Annotated in this window: 15 protein-coding genes; 11 read left to right on the top strand and 4 right to left on the bottom strand. The window is 55.8% G+C overall.

Translation table 11 applies throughout. The features are described 5' to 3' along the window. Positions 1-32: 32 nt before the first annotated feature. Genes KIH86_RS23820 through KIH86_RS23830 form a run of 3 tightly spaced genes read left to right on the top strand, consistent with a single transcriptional unit; the run spans position 33 to position 2,399 of the window. Positions 33-287, top strand: a complete 255-nt coding sequence (locus KIH86_RS23820; protein WP_223085876.1) for a FeoA family protein — start codon at positions 33-35, stop codon at positions 285-287. Beyond that, positions 284-1,015 carry a FeoB small GTPase domain-containing protein gene (locus KIH86_RS23825; RefSeq protein WP_223085877.1) on the top strand — a complete coding sequence of 244 codons (732 nt, stop codon included), beginning with the start codon at positions 284-286 and terminating at the stop codon, positions 1,013-1,015. The genes KIH86_RS23820 and KIH86_RS23825 overlap by 4 nt, the downstream gene beginning before the upstream one ends. Then, complete coding sequence (locus tag KIH86_RS23830; protein WP_223085878.1) at positions 993-2,399, top strand: nucleoside recognition domain-containing protein; 1,407 nt, start codon at positions 993-995, stop codon at positions 2,397-2,399. Before KIH86_RS23825 ends, KIH86_RS23830 begins: the two co-directional genes overlap by 23 nt. A gap of 67 nt (positions 2,400-2,466) precedes the next feature. On the opposite strand, the gene KIH86_RS23835 is transcribed toward KIH86_RS23830, so the two are convergent. Further along, positions 2,467-3,957 carry an aminotransferase-like domain-containing protein gene (locus KIH86_RS23835; RefSeq protein WP_223085879.1) on the bottom strand — a complete coding sequence of 497 codons (1,491 nt, stop codon included), beginning with the start codon at positions 3,955-3,957 and terminating at the stop codon, positions 2,467-2,469. Between the two features lie 139 nt (positions 3,958-4,096). Here KIH86_RS23835 and KIH86_RS23840 point away from each other — a divergent pair, with 139 nt between their 5' ends. The 4 genes from KIH86_RS23840 to glpX all read left to right on the top strand — a co-directional run bounded on the left by KIH86_RS23840 (position 4,097) and on the right by glpX (position 7,811). Further along, positions 4,097-5,041 (top strand): DMT family transporter, encoded by a 945-nt coding sequence (locus KIH86_RS23840; RefSeq protein WP_223085880.1) that lies wholly within the window; start codon positions 4,097-4,099, stop codon positions 5,039-5,041. Positions 5,042-5,252: 211 nt separating this feature from the next. Next, positions 5,253-5,897, top strand: coding sequence for a helix-turn-helix transcriptional regulator (locus tag KIH86_RS23845; RefSeq protein WP_235775570.1), 645 nt, complete (start codon positions 5,253-5,255; stop codon positions 5,895-5,897). A 19-nt stretch (positions 5,898-5,916) separates the two neighbouring features. After that, a complete protein-coding gene (locus KIH86_RS23850; protein ID WP_223085882.1) occupies positions 5,917-6,717 on the top strand; it encodes a pyruvate, water dikinase regulatory protein in 801 nt (266 codons plus the stop codon). Between the two features lie 101 nt (positions 6,718-6,818). Further along, entirely contained in the window at positions 6,819-7,811 is a 993-nt protein-coding gene (glpX, locus tag KIH86_RS23855; RefSeq protein WP_223085883.1) for a class II fructose-bisphosphatase, read from the top strand. A gap of 175 nt (positions 7,812-7,986) precedes the next feature. On the opposite strand, the gene KIH86_RS23860 is transcribed toward glpX, so the two are convergent. Then, positions 7,987-8,562, bottom strand: coding sequence for a TetR/AcrR family transcriptional regulator (locus KIH86_RS23860; protein WP_223085884.1), 576 nt, complete (start codon positions 8,560-8,562; stop codon positions 7,987-7,989). Positions 8,563-8,699: 137 nt separating this feature from the next. Here KIH86_RS23860 and KIH86_RS23865 point away from each other — a divergent pair, with 137 nt between their 5' ends. Further along, a complete protein-coding gene (locus KIH86_RS23865; RefSeq protein ID WP_223085885.1) occupies positions 8,700-9,911 on the top strand; it encodes a YhgE/Pip domain-containing protein in 1,212 nt (403 codons plus the stop codon). A 177-nt stretch (positions 9,912-10,088) separates the two neighbouring features. Here KIH86_RS23865 and KIH86_RS23870 read toward each other — a convergent pair whose 3' ends face one another. Beyond that, complete coding sequence (locus tag KIH86_RS23870; protein ID WP_223085886.1) at positions 10,089-10,871, bottom strand: general stress protein; 783 nt, start codon at positions 10,869-10,871, stop codon at positions 10,089-10,091. A 341-nt stretch (positions 10,872-11,212) separates the two neighbouring features. On the opposite strand from KIH86_RS23870, the gene KIH86_RS23875 reads away from it, so the two are divergent. The 3 genes from KIH86_RS23875 (at position 11,213) to mgrA (ending at position 13,645) form a co-directional block, all read left to right on the top strand. After that, complete coding sequence (locus KIH86_RS23875) at positions 11,213-11,524, top strand: (2Fe-2S) ferredoxin domain-containing protein (protein WP_223085887.1); 312 nt, start codon at positions 11,213-11,215, stop codon at positions 11,522-11,524. A 170-nt stretch (positions 11,525-11,694) separates the two neighbouring features. Next, a complete protein-coding gene (locus KIH86_RS23880) occupies positions 11,695-12,537 on the top strand; it encodes an AraC family transcriptional regulator (RefSeq protein ID WP_223085888.1) in 843 nt (280 codons plus the stop codon). A 118-nt stretch (positions 12,538-12,655) separates the two neighbouring features. Continuing rightward, positions 12,656-13,645 (top strand): L-glyceraldehyde 3-phosphate reductase, encoded by a 990-nt coding sequence (mgrA, locus tag KIH86_RS23885; RefSeq protein ID WP_223085889.1) that lies wholly within the window; start codon positions 12,656-12,658, stop codon positions 13,643-13,645. A 139-nt stretch (positions 13,646-13,784) separates the two neighbouring features. On the opposite strand, the gene KIH86_RS23890 is transcribed toward mgrA, so the two are convergent. Further along, positions 13,785-15,401: a response regulator gene (locus KIH86_RS23890; RefSeq protein ID WP_223085890.1), complete on the bottom strand. Its 1,617-nt coding sequence runs from the start codon at positions 15,399-15,401 to the stop codon at positions 13,785-13,787. Between the last annotated feature and the right edge of the window lie 5 nt (positions 15,402-15,406).

The following is a 15,406-nucleotide window of genomic DNA, read 5'->3' on the forward strand; positions in this document are numbered from 1 at the left end:
ACTTTTTTGACCACAAAGAAAGGAGGAACGCAATGACCAAGGCAGGTATACCGTTATCGGAAGCGGCTAAAGGAAGCATTCTGCGGATCAGCGGCATGAGTGTGCAGGGTGTCATGAGAAGGAGACTGCTTGATCTCGGTTTTGTCCCCGGCAATACGGTGGAAGTGCTGCGCCGAAGTCCTCTGGGAGACCCCACCGCTTATCGTGTAAGCAATACGACGATTGCGCTTCGGAGGGAAGAAGGCTCGCTCATATACGGAGAACGGATTGGAGGAGATGCGGAATGAAACGCTACACGGTAGCTTTTGCCGGAAATCCGAACACGGGCAAGAGTACGCTGTTCAATCTTCTGACGGGAATGCGGCAGCATACCGGCAATTGGGCCGGCAAGACGGTCGCGGCTGCGGAAGGGACCTTCAGGTTTATGGGAGATGAATACCTCGCTGTCGATCTGCCCGGGACTTATTCTCTCTATTCCAATTCCGCCGACGAAGAGGCGGCCCGCGATTACATCATCTTCGAGCGGCCGGATGTCACCCTGGTCGTGCTTGACGCGACCTCTCTCGAACGGAACCTGAACCTTGCGCTTCAGGTGCTGGAGATCACCGGCCGGGCGGTTGTGTGCATCAATCTGATCGATGAGGCAGAGAGGCTGGGCATCGACATCGATCTTAAGGCGATATCCCGGCATCTGGGCGTCCCGGTTCTCGCCGTATCGGCCAGGAACAAGACAGGGATCAGGGAACTGCTGGACGAAATCGGGCGGGCCGCCGCCCTTCCGGTGGGCACAGAGCCGATGCGTATTCCGTACAGCGCGGACATCGAACGCGGCATCGCCGAGCTTCTTCCGCTGGTGGAGCAAACCTTAGGTCCGGAATATCCGGCCCGCTGGATTGCGCTGCGGCTGCTTGACGGCGATGAGAGCCTGCTTGGCTCCTTGCGCCAAGCTCTTGCGGGAACCAGAACCATCGCGATAAAGGAGGTGTCCGGCCATGGAGCAACCGTCTGCCATTAAGGGAGGAGACGCACTGAATGACCTCATTGCCTCCGCAGGACGGCTGAGCGGCGGCGGCATCCGGGATGATATCGTCAGCGGCATCTACCAGGTCTCCGCAAGCATCTGCCGGGAAGCCGTCAACTACCGGGAACCCGGCAAGCTGAACGACACCCACAAGCTGGACCGTATCGTCACCTCCAAAATATGGGGATTCCCGATTATGCTGGCCATTCTCGGCGCCGTGTTCTGGATCACGATAGCCGGGGCGAATTATCCTTCCGGCTGGCTGGCTTCCATGTTCGGCTACTTCGAGGGGTATCTCACGGCCGGATTTCAAGCGCTTCATGCGCCTGACTGGCTGCACGGCGTGCTTGTTCTCGGACTGTACCGGGGAACTTCCTGGGTAATCAGCGTCATGCTGCCGCCGATGGCCATCTTCTTCCCCGTCTTCGCTCTGCTGGAGAACTTCGGCTATCTCCCGCGTGTCGCGTTCAATATGGACCGCCTGTTCAAGAAGTCCGGCGGACACGGCAAGCAGGCGCTGACCATGTCGATGGGCTTCGGCTGCAACGCAGCCGCCATCCTGTCCACGCGGATCATCGAATCGCCCCGGGAGCGGATGCTGGCCATTCTCACGAACAATTTCGTGCCATGCAACGGCCGCTGGCCGACACTGATTCTCCTGTCCTCCCTATTCATGGCGGGAGCGGCAGGGACAGGTGCGCTTGGCTCGCTGGCCACTGCGGGAATTCTGATGACGCTTGTGGTGTTCGGCATTGCCGTTACATTAAGCGTATCCTGGATACTGTCGAAGACGGCGCTTCGCGGCGTTCCCACGCATTACACGCTGGAGCTGCCGCCGTACCGGAAGCCCCAGATGTGGAGAACGATACTCGTCTCCTCCAAGGAGAAATCCCTGAACGTGCTGACGCGCGCCATCGTCATTGCGGCGCCTGCCGGAGTGGCCACCTGGATATTGGGAAATATCTATGTGGGCGATAGCAGCGTGCTGAGCCATATGGCAGCCTTCTTCGATCCCTTCGCCCGCTTGCTCGGGCTGGACGGGTATATCATTATGGCCTTCATCCTGGGGCTGCCGGCGAACGAAATCGTGCTGCCGATTCTGATGATGGGCTACCTGGCGTCCGGCGCGATGGTCGATGTTGACAGCCTGGAGAATATCAAGGATATCTTTCTCCGGCAGGGCTGGACATGGCTGACCGCGCTGAACATGATGCTCTTCTCCCTGCTGCATTATCCTTGCGGCACGGCGCTCGTCAACATCTATAAAGAAACGAAAAGCATGAAATGGGCCGTCCTCTCCGCCGTCATCCCGCTGGGCATCGCCATTGCGGTGACCTTTGCAGTCGCGCAGGCCGCATATGCTTTTGGCTGGGTGTAAGAGACCAGGGATACCCTGCCGCTATGAATCCTGCGGCGGCGGCATCCCTGGTCTTTTTCCCGGATCGCTATTGGCTCTGCGCAATCCCTACCAGCTTCCGCATCCCCTCGCGCAGGATGTCCTCGGGAGTGAAGGAATAGCTCAGGCGTATCCATGAATGCATTTCGCGTCCCGGATCGCAAATCGTTCCGGGCACGAATGCAATCGACTGTTCCAGACACCGCTGAAACAGGCCACCGGCCGGGAACTGCTCCGGCAGCTTCACCCACAGGTTGAGCCCTCCCCGGGGCGCAGTCCAACGCCATCCTGTCGGCGCAAGCTCCTGCTCCGCAATTTCCTTATGGACCTGAAGCGCAATCCGCAGCTTGGCCAGATGGCCCTGCAGACGCGGGGAAGTGAAATAATGCAGAAAGATCTTCTGATTCAGCAGCGGCGTCCCGTTATCCGCGATCGACTTCGCCGTAATCATCTGCTCCATGAAGGGATAGCGGCAGATGACGGCACAGATGCGCAGCCCGGGAGCGATATATTTGCTGAAGCTGCCCAAATAGATGACCCAGCCTTCTGTATCGTATGCGAATACGGGGGGAGGCGGCTCGGAATGAAAATACATATCCCGGAACGGATCGTCCTCGACGATCAGGCAGCGGTAGCGCTCGGCGAGCTCGGCCAGCCTCTTGCGCTGCCAGACCGGAACCGTGTAGCCCGTCGGGTTATGATGCGTCGGGTTCATATAGAACAGCCGGGGACGATATTTGTCCATCAGCCCCTCCAGCCGCTCCAGATCGTAGCCGCCCGGGTTAATATCGACCGGCAGCAGACGGGCTCCCCGGTGCCGGAAAATATCCAGCGCCACTCCGTAGGTTGGCCGCTCCACCAGCACGCAGTCCATGGGACCGAGGAGGATGGTTGCGATCAGATTGATCGCCTGCTGCGCGCCCGAGGTGATCAGCACCTCATCCGGTTCGGCCTGAAGCAGCCGGCTGAATCGGAAGTGACCGCTTAGGAAGGTGCGCAGTTCTTCATCTCCCTGGGCCCCGGAATAGGTTCCCATGACCTTCGGGTACCGGTCGAACACCTCTTTCACATAATCGGATAAATACAAATTCGGCAGCAGATTGGGGTCGATCAGCGCCTGGGAGAACTGGTATTTGACTGGCCTGCGCTGGATATCCGAGAGCGGATTCCGGATGCGGCTGCCCGTCAGGGCCGCTTCCGGGCTTGAGGCGGCTCCGCGCTGTCCACCGTCACCGCCGGCTGTGCCCCAGTGCTCCCGCTGTCCACCGCCGGATGCCCCCCCGTGCTCCCGGCGGAGAACAGGCGCCACATAATAGCCGGACTTATCCCGCACGTACACCCGTCCTTCTTCCTTCAGCGCCCCGTAAGCCTTGAACACGGTCAGCCGGTGTACCTGAAGCTCCTCCGCCAGCAGCCGGACGGAAGGCAGCCGGTCATGCTCCCGCCACTCCCCCCGGTCGATCCGGGCTGCCATATGCTCATACACCTGCCGGAAGAGCGGCTGCGAACCGCTCTTTAGATCATTGTCATTCACCGCCATGTCCTCCCCTCCGTTGATTCGTGAATTCGTGGTTCTATTGTACCTGATTTTCCTCCTCAACTGTTCTGTCACTTCACATCTGTTCTGCGGTCACCCCGATATGATGAGAGAAAATGACGGAACCAAAGGAGCCCTGAACATGATCCTGATTGCGTACACCCTCGTGTGCCTCATCTTCGGCACCACCTTCCTGGCGATCAAAATCGGCGTTGACGCCGGATTGCCTCCCTTCTTCTCCGCAGGGCTGCGGTTTCTCGTCGCCGGCTCGGCAATTCTCGTATGGATGGCTGTCCAGCGAAAAGCCTCCTTCAAGCTGCTGTTTCGCAAAGAGCCTGCTCTTACCGGCCTGCTGCTGACCTTCGGCACCTTCGCCGCCCTCTACTGGGCCGAGCAGCATGTCTCGTCCGGACTCGCCGCCGTCCTCTCCGCAACCGGCCCGATCATGATCCTGCTGCTGCAATCGGCGGTGCAGAAGAAGCGGGTGTCCGACGTCTCCCTGATTGGCTGTCTGGTCGGACTTGCAGGCGTGCTGCTGCTCGTCCTGCCGAGCCTGAAGCTGAACATGTCGCTGCTCTGGCTCGCCGGCTGCATCGTCGTACTGATCGGCGAATGCGCCTATGCCACCGGGACGCTCTATACGAGGACGGTTACGGCCCGGCTGCCGGAGGCGCATCCAATCGCGCTTAACGCAGCGCAGATGATGTACGGCGGAGCCGCGATGCTGCTGCTCTCGCTGCTGACCGAGAGCCCGCCGCCAACCGCCATTCTGGCCTCCAGTGATGCCATAGGCTCCCTGGTGTACCTCACGGTTGTCGGATCGATGATCGGCCACAGCCTCTATTACTGGCTCGTCGCCAAGACCGATCCGGTCTTCCCGTCCACATGGCTGTATATCTCGCCGCCGATCGCCGTCGGTGCAGGCATGCTGTTCTACGGCGAGAAGGTGCAGCTGATGTCCGCCATAGGAGTGGCAACCATCATTCTCGGGACTATGCTGGTCAATGCGGAGCCCTTGAAGCAGCTGCTTCGAAGGCACGCTACGATTCCCACGCTGCACCGCGGTAAGCTGAAAGAGGAGGATTGAGGAGGACTAATCCTTCTCTTTTTTTATTCTATTAGGAGTTTTATTAATAAATAGTACATACTAATTGTTGCAATTATGATCAATAATGCGTATTATATAAACAACGAAAGGGATTATTCTTCCATAATGTCTCATGTGGAGAGGGGAGGCAGAGTTAGGCAGCCCTTTTCCGAGGGTGATCGCTTTCTTGTTAAAGGATGTGGAGGGATTTGTGATCGAACTGACGTCCCGGCAGCTGCAAATCATTGAAATTGTCAAGAAGAACGCGCCCATAACGAGTGAGCAGATCGCCGAATCACTGAGACTGAGCCGGCCGACCATCCGTGCCGATCTGTCGCTTCTCGTCATGATGGGTTATCTCGACGCCAAACCGAAGGTCGGATACTTTCCGGGCGGGAAGTCGACCCGCAGTCTGGGCAGCGGTTATCTTCTTCAGGAAACGAAGGTTAAGGATATCCAAAGCGTGCCGATCATTATCCGGGAGACTACATCGATTCACGATGCAGTTGTGACGCTTTTTCTCCAGGATGTCGGCACGCTCATCATTTGCGACGGGGACAGCAAGCTGACAGGGGTCGCTTCGCGAAAGGATTTCCTCAAGGTCACGCTGGGCAACCCCGCCGCCTCGTCCATGCCGGTCAGCATGGTGATGACGCGCCAGCCGAAAGTCATTACGACCGGACCCGAAGACCCGGTGCTTGACGCCGCGCACAAGATGATTTTTCACGAGGTAGACAGTTTGCCGGTGGTTGTTCCCTGCGAAGGAGAAGGCGCCGGCGGAAAGCTGGACGTTGTAGGGCGCTTGACCAAGACTTCCATCGTAAAACTTCTCCTCGATATCGAAGCCAAAGGATAACGGGAGGAATCGAAAGCGCATGGTCCAGCCTTCACATTACGTAACGATATGCTCGGATTCTTTGGGGGATACGGCGGAAGCGGTTGTTCAAGCCGTCCTGCACCAATTCGAGAACCAGCGTGTCACAATCAAACGGTATGGCAATGTCAGATCTGAAGACGAGCTTCGAAAGGTTATGGAGGAGGCTGCCCGGCATAACGGCTTTGTCGCCTACACCCTGGTGCAGCCGGAGCTGCGGGAGGCCATTCGCGAGGAAGCGGTCCGTCTGGACCTCCGGATCGTGGATATTATGGGGCCGATGATGCAGGCGTTCATCGATACGTTCGACGACGCCCCGACCCAGCGGCCGGGCATGCTGCATCAGCTGGACGAGAATTACTTCCGGCGGATCGACGCCATCGAATTCACGGTCGCCTGCGACGACGGACGGGATCTCGGCGCCATGCTAAAGGCGGACATTGTGCTGATGGGCATTTCCCGCACATCGAAGACACCGCTCAGCATTTTCCTGGCCCATCGGGGCAACAGGGTCGTCAACTATCCGATCGTGCCGGAGATCACCCCGCCGGGCCAGCTGTTCAAGCTTCCGCCCCAGCGGCTGATCGGCCTCACGATGGAGCCGGAGCATATGCTCAAGATCCGCTCGGAGCGGCTTAAGGTGCTCGGCCTGCCGGTCGATTCGCAGTACGCCAGCCTCTCCCGCATTGAGGAAGAGATTAGCTACGCCGAAGCGCTGTTCAAGCGGCTGGGCTGCCCGGTGATCGACATTACCGACAAGGCGATTGAGGAAACGGCCGGCATCATCATGGGCTACATCTAAATTCATCCCCACAAAGTGAAGTGATGCTTCGAAGCCGATTCCGGTATTTTGTCTACAAAGTATATAGATTGGTCAAAAATGGACTGGAGGGAATATAAACAATGGAACGTGAACTGGCTCTGGAGATTGTACGGGTAACGGAACTGGGGGCTTTGGCTTCGGCCAGCTGGATCGGCCGGGGGGACAAGGATGCCGCCGACGATGCGGCCACTACGGCCATTCGCTCCATGTTTGATTCCGTCTCCATCGACGGAACGGTTGTAATCGGCGAAGGCGAAATGGACGATGCGCCCATGCTGTACATCGGCGAGAAGGTCGGCAACAAGCAAGGGCCTTCCGTCGACGTCGCCGTCGATCCGCTGGAAGGCACCGAGGTCGTCGCCTCCGGCCTGCAGAACGCCCAGTCGGTGATCGCCATCGCAGGTAAGGGCAGCCTTCTCCATGCGCCGGACATCTACATGGAGAAGCTGGCCTGCGGCCCCGAACTGGTCGGCAGACTGAATCTTGCGGACCCGGTCGAAATAACGCTGACCAAGGCTGCGCATATCCTCGGCAAGTCCCTGTCCGAGATGACGGTCATGGTGCTGGACCGGGACCGCCACAAGGAACTGATCGGCACGCTCCGCCGCATGGGCGTCCGCATCCAGCTGCTGAGCCACGGCGATGTCGCCGGGGCGATCGCGGCCGCTCTTCCGGAGAGCGGCGTTGATCTCTACCTCGGCTCCGGCGGAGCGCCCGAGGGCGTTCTGGCCGCCGCCGCGCTGAAATGCCTCGGCGGCGAAATGCAGGGCCAGCTGCTGCCGCAGGGCCCGTTCGAGCTGCAAAGATGCCTGAGCATGGGCATCGAGAACCCGACCCGCGTCCTGCACATGGACGATATGGTCGGCACCGGCGACGTAATCTTCGCCGCGACCGGCGTCACCGGCAGCGACTTCTTAAGCGGCGTCCGCTTCATCGGCAAGGAACGCGCAGAGACGCATTCCGTCATCATGCGCGCCCAGAGCCGTACCATCCGCTATATCCGCAGCATACACTTCCTGCCGGGCAAGGAGATTCCACAGGTCTCGCCGGGAAGACAGGTTGCTTCACTATAAACTAACGCTTTTTCGCATCCAGCAGGACCATCCCGTATGCAGCGGGTGGTGTCTTGCTGGATTTTTTTGCGTTCCAGCCGCCGCATTACCCATGACGACCAGCATGCAGCCTCAATGATCCGCTGAAGCTGAGGCTTGTCCAACGGATTTCTCCCGTTCAGCCGGGTGATGTGAATCACACATTTAAAGGACCTTTGATGATCATTTTTTTAAGCAGAAGAGCCAATTCCTCAGGGGATATTTTCATTCCGGATTGAACCCAGAACACAATCACCCCGATATTCGCAGACAATAAAAATTCCAGCAAATACTCATTGTATTCCTTATTTTCAAATATGGCTTTCGAAAAAAGGTATTGCTTCATGACAGCTTTCCATTTCAATGTAAATGAAGACATCCCATTTTGCCCCAAAAGGGCTTGAATATAATTTTCATTGCTTTTGAGATAATGAAGAACTTCCAGCGTTGCCGGGATGGGCTCCTGCAGATCTTCAGCGTCAGTAAGCTCATAGTCTTTGATGACACTGCCCAATTTATGGATTTCAGCTAAAGTTTCCTCTTCGATCTCACCCCAGAGAGAATAGATATCCTGGTAATGAATATAGAACGTCCCCCGGTTAACTCCGACCTTGTTGGTCAGTTCCTTCACCGTAATATTGTCGATCGTCTTAACTTTCAATATTTCCACAAAGGCATCTTTCATTTTTTTCTTCGTCATTTTTACTCTTTCGCTATCGGTGTCTTTTGACACACAACCACCTCCAATTTGGCTCACTTCAAATCAACAAACCTGAGTAAAGTGATTATTGAATCCTAATTTCCCAATCGTATAATGAAATTGTAAGTCAACACGTTGTCTATTTCAAGATAACCAGAGGAGGTTAAGTCGTGAAGTATTTTCTTTTTCCTTTCAAGCAAAAAATGACCTGGCTCGGAATTATTGCAGTCTTTACAGTTATAACTCTGCTAACCCTGGCGCTATTGGGATCATCGGTAAATCCGGCTCCAAAAAATCTGCCTATGGCCATAGTCGTTCTGGATAAGGGTGTGAGCATACCCGGAAAGGAGCAAATGAATTTTGGCAAGATCATCACGGATAACATCACCAAATCAGCAGCAGGTACCGAAGATCAGCCTTTGAAATGGACGATTCTGGACAGCGAAGCCCAAGCAATGAACGCTCTCGATAACGAAGAATTTTACGGGGCTTTGATCTTGCCTGAGGACCTGAGTACAAAGATCGCTTCGCTTCAAGGGGGGCATCCCTCACCCGGCGAAATACAAGTGTATATTAATCAGGGAATGAATTCGACAGCCGCTTCCATGCTAACGCAAGTTGTAAACACAATAAGCGAGAACATCAATTCCAATTTCAGAACTCAAATAATGCAAGTGTATAAAAGCAAAGGCAACAGTCTTAGCTCTGAACAAGCCCAGGCTCTGGCGGCTCCCGTACAGTTCACTTCCAAATTCATCAATCCTGTACCTACACATAGTGCAAACGGCAACGCACCGGTGTCTTTTACGCAATTGGCCTGGCTGGGGGGTATGACGACTTCCATTCTCATATTCGTATCGGGGAAAAACAAGCGGCCTGAATTAAGAATCAGCAACATGTATATAAAAATATCTCAGGCGGTACTTGGAGTTATTTTCGCAGCGGCAGCCTCACTAACGGCTCTAATGTGGGCCAAAGCAGTCAATCTCACCATTCCTGATGCAGCGGAATTCTGCCTGTATTTCGGAATTGTCTGCTTCTGTTTTTTCCTGATTCACTCATTCGTTCTAAATTGGGTTGGGATGGGGGGAGTGGCCATTATTATTCTGATTTTCTTCTTCACATTGCCGCTTCTGCCAATACCTCAAGAAATGCTGCCGTCTTTTTCAAGAAACTGGTTGTATTCATGGACGCCGATGCGTTTTGGAGCAGAGATTTTCCGGGATATCTTATATTTCGGTAAAGGAAAAAACCTGGGCTCGCCATTAACGGTTCTGACCGTTGCAGGAGCTATTTCATTTGTTCTGTCACTCTTATCCGTATTCAAGCCGATGAAATCCAACATCCAGGGAACTGCCCATGCAACCAGCAGCTCTGTGTGAGTGATTACGCTAGGATGAGGCCTATGCCGGGCTTCCGCCCAAAAAAAGCACTCCCCGGAAAACTCCGGAGAGTGCTTTTACAATAGAGCAGTTCCCTGTCCGTCCAACAATCGCATAAGCTTGGCGTTCCGCCCGTTTGCCCGGTATGGACTCGTCTTCCGTCGCCCGCTTAACTGGCTACCTCTTATCCCTTGAGCCTCTAAGCTCCTCTTCCCGCATACGCTTCATGCGATCCTCCTCCGGCTCATCTGACACGGCATCGGGCGAATTATGCTTCGCCGCCGGACTGGTCAATTTCAAATGCTCCGCTCCACCCGCCGGATTGGAGTTGGCTGTGTCAAGCCCGGTGTCATTACGCCCTTCCAGACCCGATCCGCTTGAGATGGCATCTACGGAATCGGACACGGAACGGCCCGTGAATTTCTCCGCGTCCACACGGTCGCCGTCCATCGGATCTTGCTCTCTATAGTAATGGCTATTCAGCGAGCCATTGGAGCGGAAGATGTCGTAGACATCCATTTCCCGGGAAACATCGGCATCGACCATAACCAATATCCGGCCTTCGTCCACATAGCGGTCGTATGTCTCCGCCTCATCCTCCGGAATGCCAAGACCGATGAGGCCGCCGACCAGGCCTCCCGTTCCGGCCCCTACCGCTGCTCCGGCCAGAGTTGCCGCAATCGGACCGGCCGCAATAATAGGGCCGATCCCCGGAATGGCCAGGGCGCCGATCCCGGCAAGCAATCCGGTAACACCTCCGAGCAGACCGCCTGTCGCCGCACCGGAAGCCATTCCTTCCGTCGCTTTTGTACCCGTTACATCACCAATGGCATTTATATCGTCTCTGTTGCTCGCGATAACGGAGATATCCTCTGTCCGAAGACCATGATTCTTTAAATCGTTGATAGCGAAAGAAGCATCCTGCTCGTTTGTAAAGACGCCAACAATTCTCTTATTCATATCGATTACCTCCTGAGTACTCTTTTTTCAGACGGAGCTCGCCTTGCTTATAGCTTAATTAACCAAATGAACTATGTATAAACGGAGAGCTCGCCGGGAGCCACAGGATTCCCGAATTAAAATTTTCAAACCTGAAATCGTCAAGGATCTCGAATAAATTTGTCACAAAATCCCCTCTCTGTAATAGTGGCGTTAGGTTAAATCACAGCAATCGTAAATTAATTTTCGATTTATTACATCTTTTGGAACACTCATCTTTTTCTCCTTACAAACGCCTGCAAAAGGAATATACTTCATGCTAAAGATGTGAATAAAAGCAACACCGACCAAGGAGGAAAACCATGAACATGCGGCTTAAGGTTTTAAAGAAGCATCTGCTGTTTTGCTGCAGCGAACACTGCAACAATCAGGATGTAGAGGATGTCATGCAGGCTTTTAAGGAGGAACTTGTTGAGCAGGGAATCAACAAGACCGTCAAGATCAACAAGACGAGCTGTCTCGGTCTTTGCGGCAACGGCCCGTTCCTGATCGTGTATCCGGACGGCGTCTGGTATTACAATCTGACGACCGAAGACGTGCCGCGCATCGTTCAGGAGCATTTGGTGAATGGCAATCCGGTAGACGAGCTGGTCATGCTGAAGATGGAAGCCTAAGGCTTCTTTTCCGGTAGACTGCGCCTGTCTACCTTCCATATGTATACAGACCGGCTTCTTTGAAGGAGTGCCGGTTTTATTTTGCCTGGCAGACTGCCGGGCATTCTTGTTTTATAATGAAAGAAGCGGTTCGCCGTACACCTCATGAGATCAGAAAGGAGCCTTGGGAAATGGCGGTCTTTCATTATAATACAGAGCGGCCTTACGGGGCTGATCCGGATCTGCATCTGCTGTTCTGGGGACGCGAGCAGTGTCTGCCCGGACATTCCTTCGGCCCCGGAATCCGGGATTATTATAAAATCCATTTTATTCATTCCGGCACCGGCTCGCTTGAAGTCGGAGGACAGGCTCATGCCCTGATCGCGGGACAGGCCTTTCTCACCTATCCCGGCATCGTCAGCTATTATGCCGCCGATGAACTGGACCCTTGGGAGTATTCCTGGATCGCTTTCACCGGAGCCAAGGTCGATCATCTGCTGGGCCGGACCTCGCTCACACCGGAATGCCCGGTCTTCCCCATCGAAGGCAAGGCGATGGAGGATTTGTACGAACGGCTGACGGAGACCGCGAAGGACGAAGGTGTGCTGGACCTCCGGCTGACGGCCGTTCTGTATCAATTTCTGGCCGATCTGCTTCGCACCGTTCCGAGTGAATCCGGCGTTCCGGCATATCGGGGACGGCGGAATCAGCATGTGGAGAAAGCCCTGCATTTTCTTCAATCCCATTACTGCGAAGACATAAGCATGGAGCAGATTTCGGAGATGCTTCAGCTTGACCGCAAATATATGTCGGCGCTCTTCAAGCAGGCCGTCGGCATGCCGCCCAGCCAGTATCTGCTCGGCTTCCGCATGGCCAAAGCCTGCGAGCTGCTTACCCGGACCGACTGCACCATAGGGGAAATCGCCCGCTCGATCGGATATGCGGATGCCCTTCTGTTCTCGCGCATGTTCAAGAAATCCAATGGCTGCTCCCCCAAGCAATACCGGGAACGGCATGTCAATCTGACATTTTGACATAAATTCCTCCCTTGCTGACATTCGCCGTCTCTCTCTTTTCCACTACAATGGAAGCGTAAGCACCCGGCAGGTCAGGGGTTGCGAACAAATCCATTTACGGGGTGATCAGACCGGTATGTATACGGCAAGCACGGAACGATACGAGAACATGAAATATAACCGCTGCGGACGCAGCGGCCTGAAGCTGCCCGCGATTTCCCTCGGGCTGTGGCATAACTTCGGCGGCAACGATGTCTTTGAGAACGGCAGAGCAATGGTGCGCAGAGCGTTCGATCTGGGAATCACCCACTTCGATCTCGCCAATAACTACGGGCCGCCAGCCGGGTCGGCGGAAGAGACCTTCGGTTCGATCCTGAAGAAAGACTTCTTGCCTTACCGCGATGAGATGATCATCTCCAGCAAAGCCGGTTATTATATGTGGCCGGGTCCCTACGGCGAGTGGGGCTCCCGCAAATACCTGGTGTCCAGCCTGGATCAGAGCCTGAAGCGGATGGGACTGGATTATGTCGATATTTACTACCATCACCGTCCCGATCCGAATACACCGCTTGAAGAAACGATGGGCGCACTGGACCACCTCGTCCGCCAGGGCAAGGCGCTGTACGTCGGCATCTCCAATTACCGGCCGGAGGAAGCGCGGCAGGCTGCCCGCATTCTTCGCGAACTCGGCACGCCATGTCTCATTCACCAGCCGAACTACTCCATGATGTCCCGCTGGATCGAAGACGGTCTCCAGGATGTGCTGGACGAGGAAGGCATCGGAAGCATCGTCTTCTCGCCGCTGCAGCAGGGCATCCTGACCGACCGTTACCTGAACGGTATCACCTCCGATTCCCGGGCGGCCGGCGCGAGCGTCTTCCTGTCCGAGAAGCAGATTACGGATGACACGATCGGCAAGGTCCGCCGCCTGAACGAGATTGCGGAAGCGCGCGGACAGAAGATGTCCCAGCTTGCGCTCTCCTGGGTCCTTCGCGGCGGCCGCGTCACTTCGGCGCTGATCGGCGCCAGCAAGGTGAGCCAGATCGAGGACGCGGTAGGCTCGCTCGCCGCGCCGGAGCTCAGCGTAGAAGAGCTTGAGAAGATTGAAGAGATTCTGAAGGCATAGAAGGACTCCCGCGCCTGGGTATAGTCCAAGCATCCTTGAACCAAGACGGCTCCATGCCCCGGACGATTTGTCCGGACATGGAGCCGTTTCCCTGCTCGATCCTGTTCAATCTACTCGATCCGCTTCCACCCGTGTACCTCTACTGCTCCTCGTCCTCCTGCTTGCGGAATTCACGCGGCGTCTGACCCGTCGCCTTCTTGAAGACCCGGCTGAAGTATTTCTCATCTTCATACCCGACGAGCTCGGCGATCCGCGACATCCGCAAGTCGGAATTCTGGAGCAGCTCCTTCGCCTTCTCAATCCGCAAGCTGGTCAAGTAATCGGACAGATTCTCCCCCGTCACCTGCTTGAATTTCCGCGATACATTTTCCCGGCTGAGGAAGAACCGGTCCGCAATATGCTGAAGCGTAATTTCCTGCTGGAAATTTCGGTCCAGGTACTCCCTGATCTCCAGTACAATCCGGCTGTCCGAGGCCCGGGACAAGCGGCTCTCCCCGGAGAGGCCGAGAATAATATTCTTCAGCCCTTCCTTCCAGCGAAGGAAGGAGAACTCGCCATGCTCATCCAGCGGAGAACGGAATGCGGGCAGGCTGTCAGCCGCGGCGTACCCGCTGTCCGCCCACTCCTTTTTCCATTTGCCCAGCATGTCCTTCAGGCTGTCCTCCAAAATGCGCAGACCGCTTAAGGTCAGCACACCCGATCTTGCTCCGAAATCGGCCCACTCCTCCAGACTGCGCTGGATGCGCTCCGAATCCCCGGACATCAGCGACAGGCGCAGCTTCTCCAGCAGCTCTCCGCTTCCGGCTCCGGGCACTTCCGGCACGAGCGCCGCTTCGGCTGCGGTATGAATATGGCTTCCTGTCCGCAGCAGATTACGTTCCGTGAGGGCCGTTTTTGCCCCCGTGAATGCGTCCTTCAACCGATCCGGAAAAGGAAGCACGGGGCTGAGGCCGATATCCAGCGGGATGCCGTAGGCGGAACGCACCGATTCGTTAATATCCATCAGCATCTTCTCCGCGTTCTCCAGGCCGGACCAGAGCAGGATAACCACATCGGCCCCGTCATGCCAGTAGCGGAAGGCGAAGCCCTCCTGATTCCGGCTTACGATTTCGTTGCAGACATTGGCCAGCACGAAGGAGGTAAGCTGGACGTCCCCGCCGAATTTCCGAAGCAGGAGTCCGCCCGAGGACTGAAGCGCGATGACGGCGACCCGGCAGCGTCCGGCTCCGCGGGGCAGCCCAAGCTCCCCCAGCATCGCTTCTTCCAGATCCGGATAGGCTACGGTTCCGCTGATCAAATCCGTGAGCCTCTTGTCCCAGTACAGGGGACGGAGCACGTTGAGCTGGATATTTTGATGAAAAGAACGTTCGCGCTCCTGCTTCTCCTCGTTCCATTTCTGGAAGGCCCGGTCCGCTGCGGCGACCAGCGCCTTACGGTTCACCGGCTTCAGCAGGTAATCTATACCTCCGTATACAATAGCCGGCTTCACATAGCTGAAATCCTGATAGCCGCTGATGACGATCGTCTTCGTATAGGGTGAGCAGCGGTGCAGCCATTCCAGCAGCTCGGCGCCGTCCATCATCGGCATGCGCATATCCGTGAACACAACCGCCGGCTCCTGCTCCAGCACAATCTCCATCGCTTCCTGTCCGTTCGTCGCTTCGTAAATACCGGTAACCCCGTATTGTTCCCACGGGACGAAATACCGGATGGCCTCGCGTACATGCTTCTCGTCGTCGACGATCAAGACTTTCATTTCAG

It is taken from the genome of Paenibacillus sinensis, from assembly GCF_019904155.1.
Classification (GTDB): domain Bacteria; phylum Bacillota; class Bacilli; order Paenibacillales; family Paenibacillaceae; genus Paenibacillus_AQ; species Paenibacillus_AQ sinensis.

Excerpts from the sequence above, each read along its gene's own strand:
- KIH86_RS23820 (WP_223085876.1), top strand. The coding sequence starts at position 33 with ATGACCAAGGCAGGTATACCGTTATCGGAAGCGGCTAAAGGAAGCATT.
- KIH86_RS23825 (WP_223085877.1), top strand. The coding sequence starts at position 284 with ATGAAACGCTACACGGTAGCTTTTGCCGGAAATCCGAACACGGGCAAG.
- KIH86_RS23830 (WP_223085878.1), top strand. The coding sequence starts at position 993 with ATGGAGCAACCGTCTGCCATTAAGGGAGGAGACGCACTGAATGACCTC.
- KIH86_RS23835 (WP_223085879.1), bottom strand. The coding sequence starts at position 3,957 with ATGGCGGTGAATGACAATGATCTAAAGAGCGGTTCGCAGCCGCTCTTC.
- KIH86_RS23840 (WP_223085880.1), top strand. The coding sequence starts at position 4,097 with ATGATCCTGATTGCGTACACCCTCGTGTGCCTCATCTTCGGCACCACC.
- KIH86_RS23850 (WP_223085882.1), top strand. The coding sequence starts at position 5,917 with ATGGTCCAGCCTTCACATTACGTAACGATATGCTCGGATTCTTTGGGG.
- glpX (WP_223085883.1), top strand. The coding sequence starts at position 6,819 with ATGGAACGTGAACTGGCTCTGGAGATTGTACGGGTAACGGAACTGGGG.
- KIH86_RS23870 (WP_223085886.1), bottom strand. The coding sequence starts at position 10,871 with ATGAATAAGAGAATTGTTGGCGTCTTTACAAACGAGCAGGATGCTTCT.
- KIH86_RS23875 (WP_223085887.1), top strand. The coding sequence starts at position 11,213 with ATGAACATGCGGCTTAAGGTTTTAAAGAAGCATCTGCTGTTTTGCTGC.
- KIH86_RS23880 (WP_223085888.1), top strand. The coding sequence starts at position 11,695 with ATGGCGGTCTTTCATTATAATACAGAGCGGCCTTACGGGGCTGATCCG.
- mgrA (WP_223085889.1), top strand. The coding sequence starts at position 12,656 with ATGTATACGGCAAGCACGGAACGATACGAGAACATGAAATATAACCGC.
- KIH86_RS23890 (WP_223085890.1), bottom strand. The coding sequence starts at position 15,401 with ATGAAAGTCTTGATCGTCGACGACGAGAAGCATGTACGCGAGGCCATC.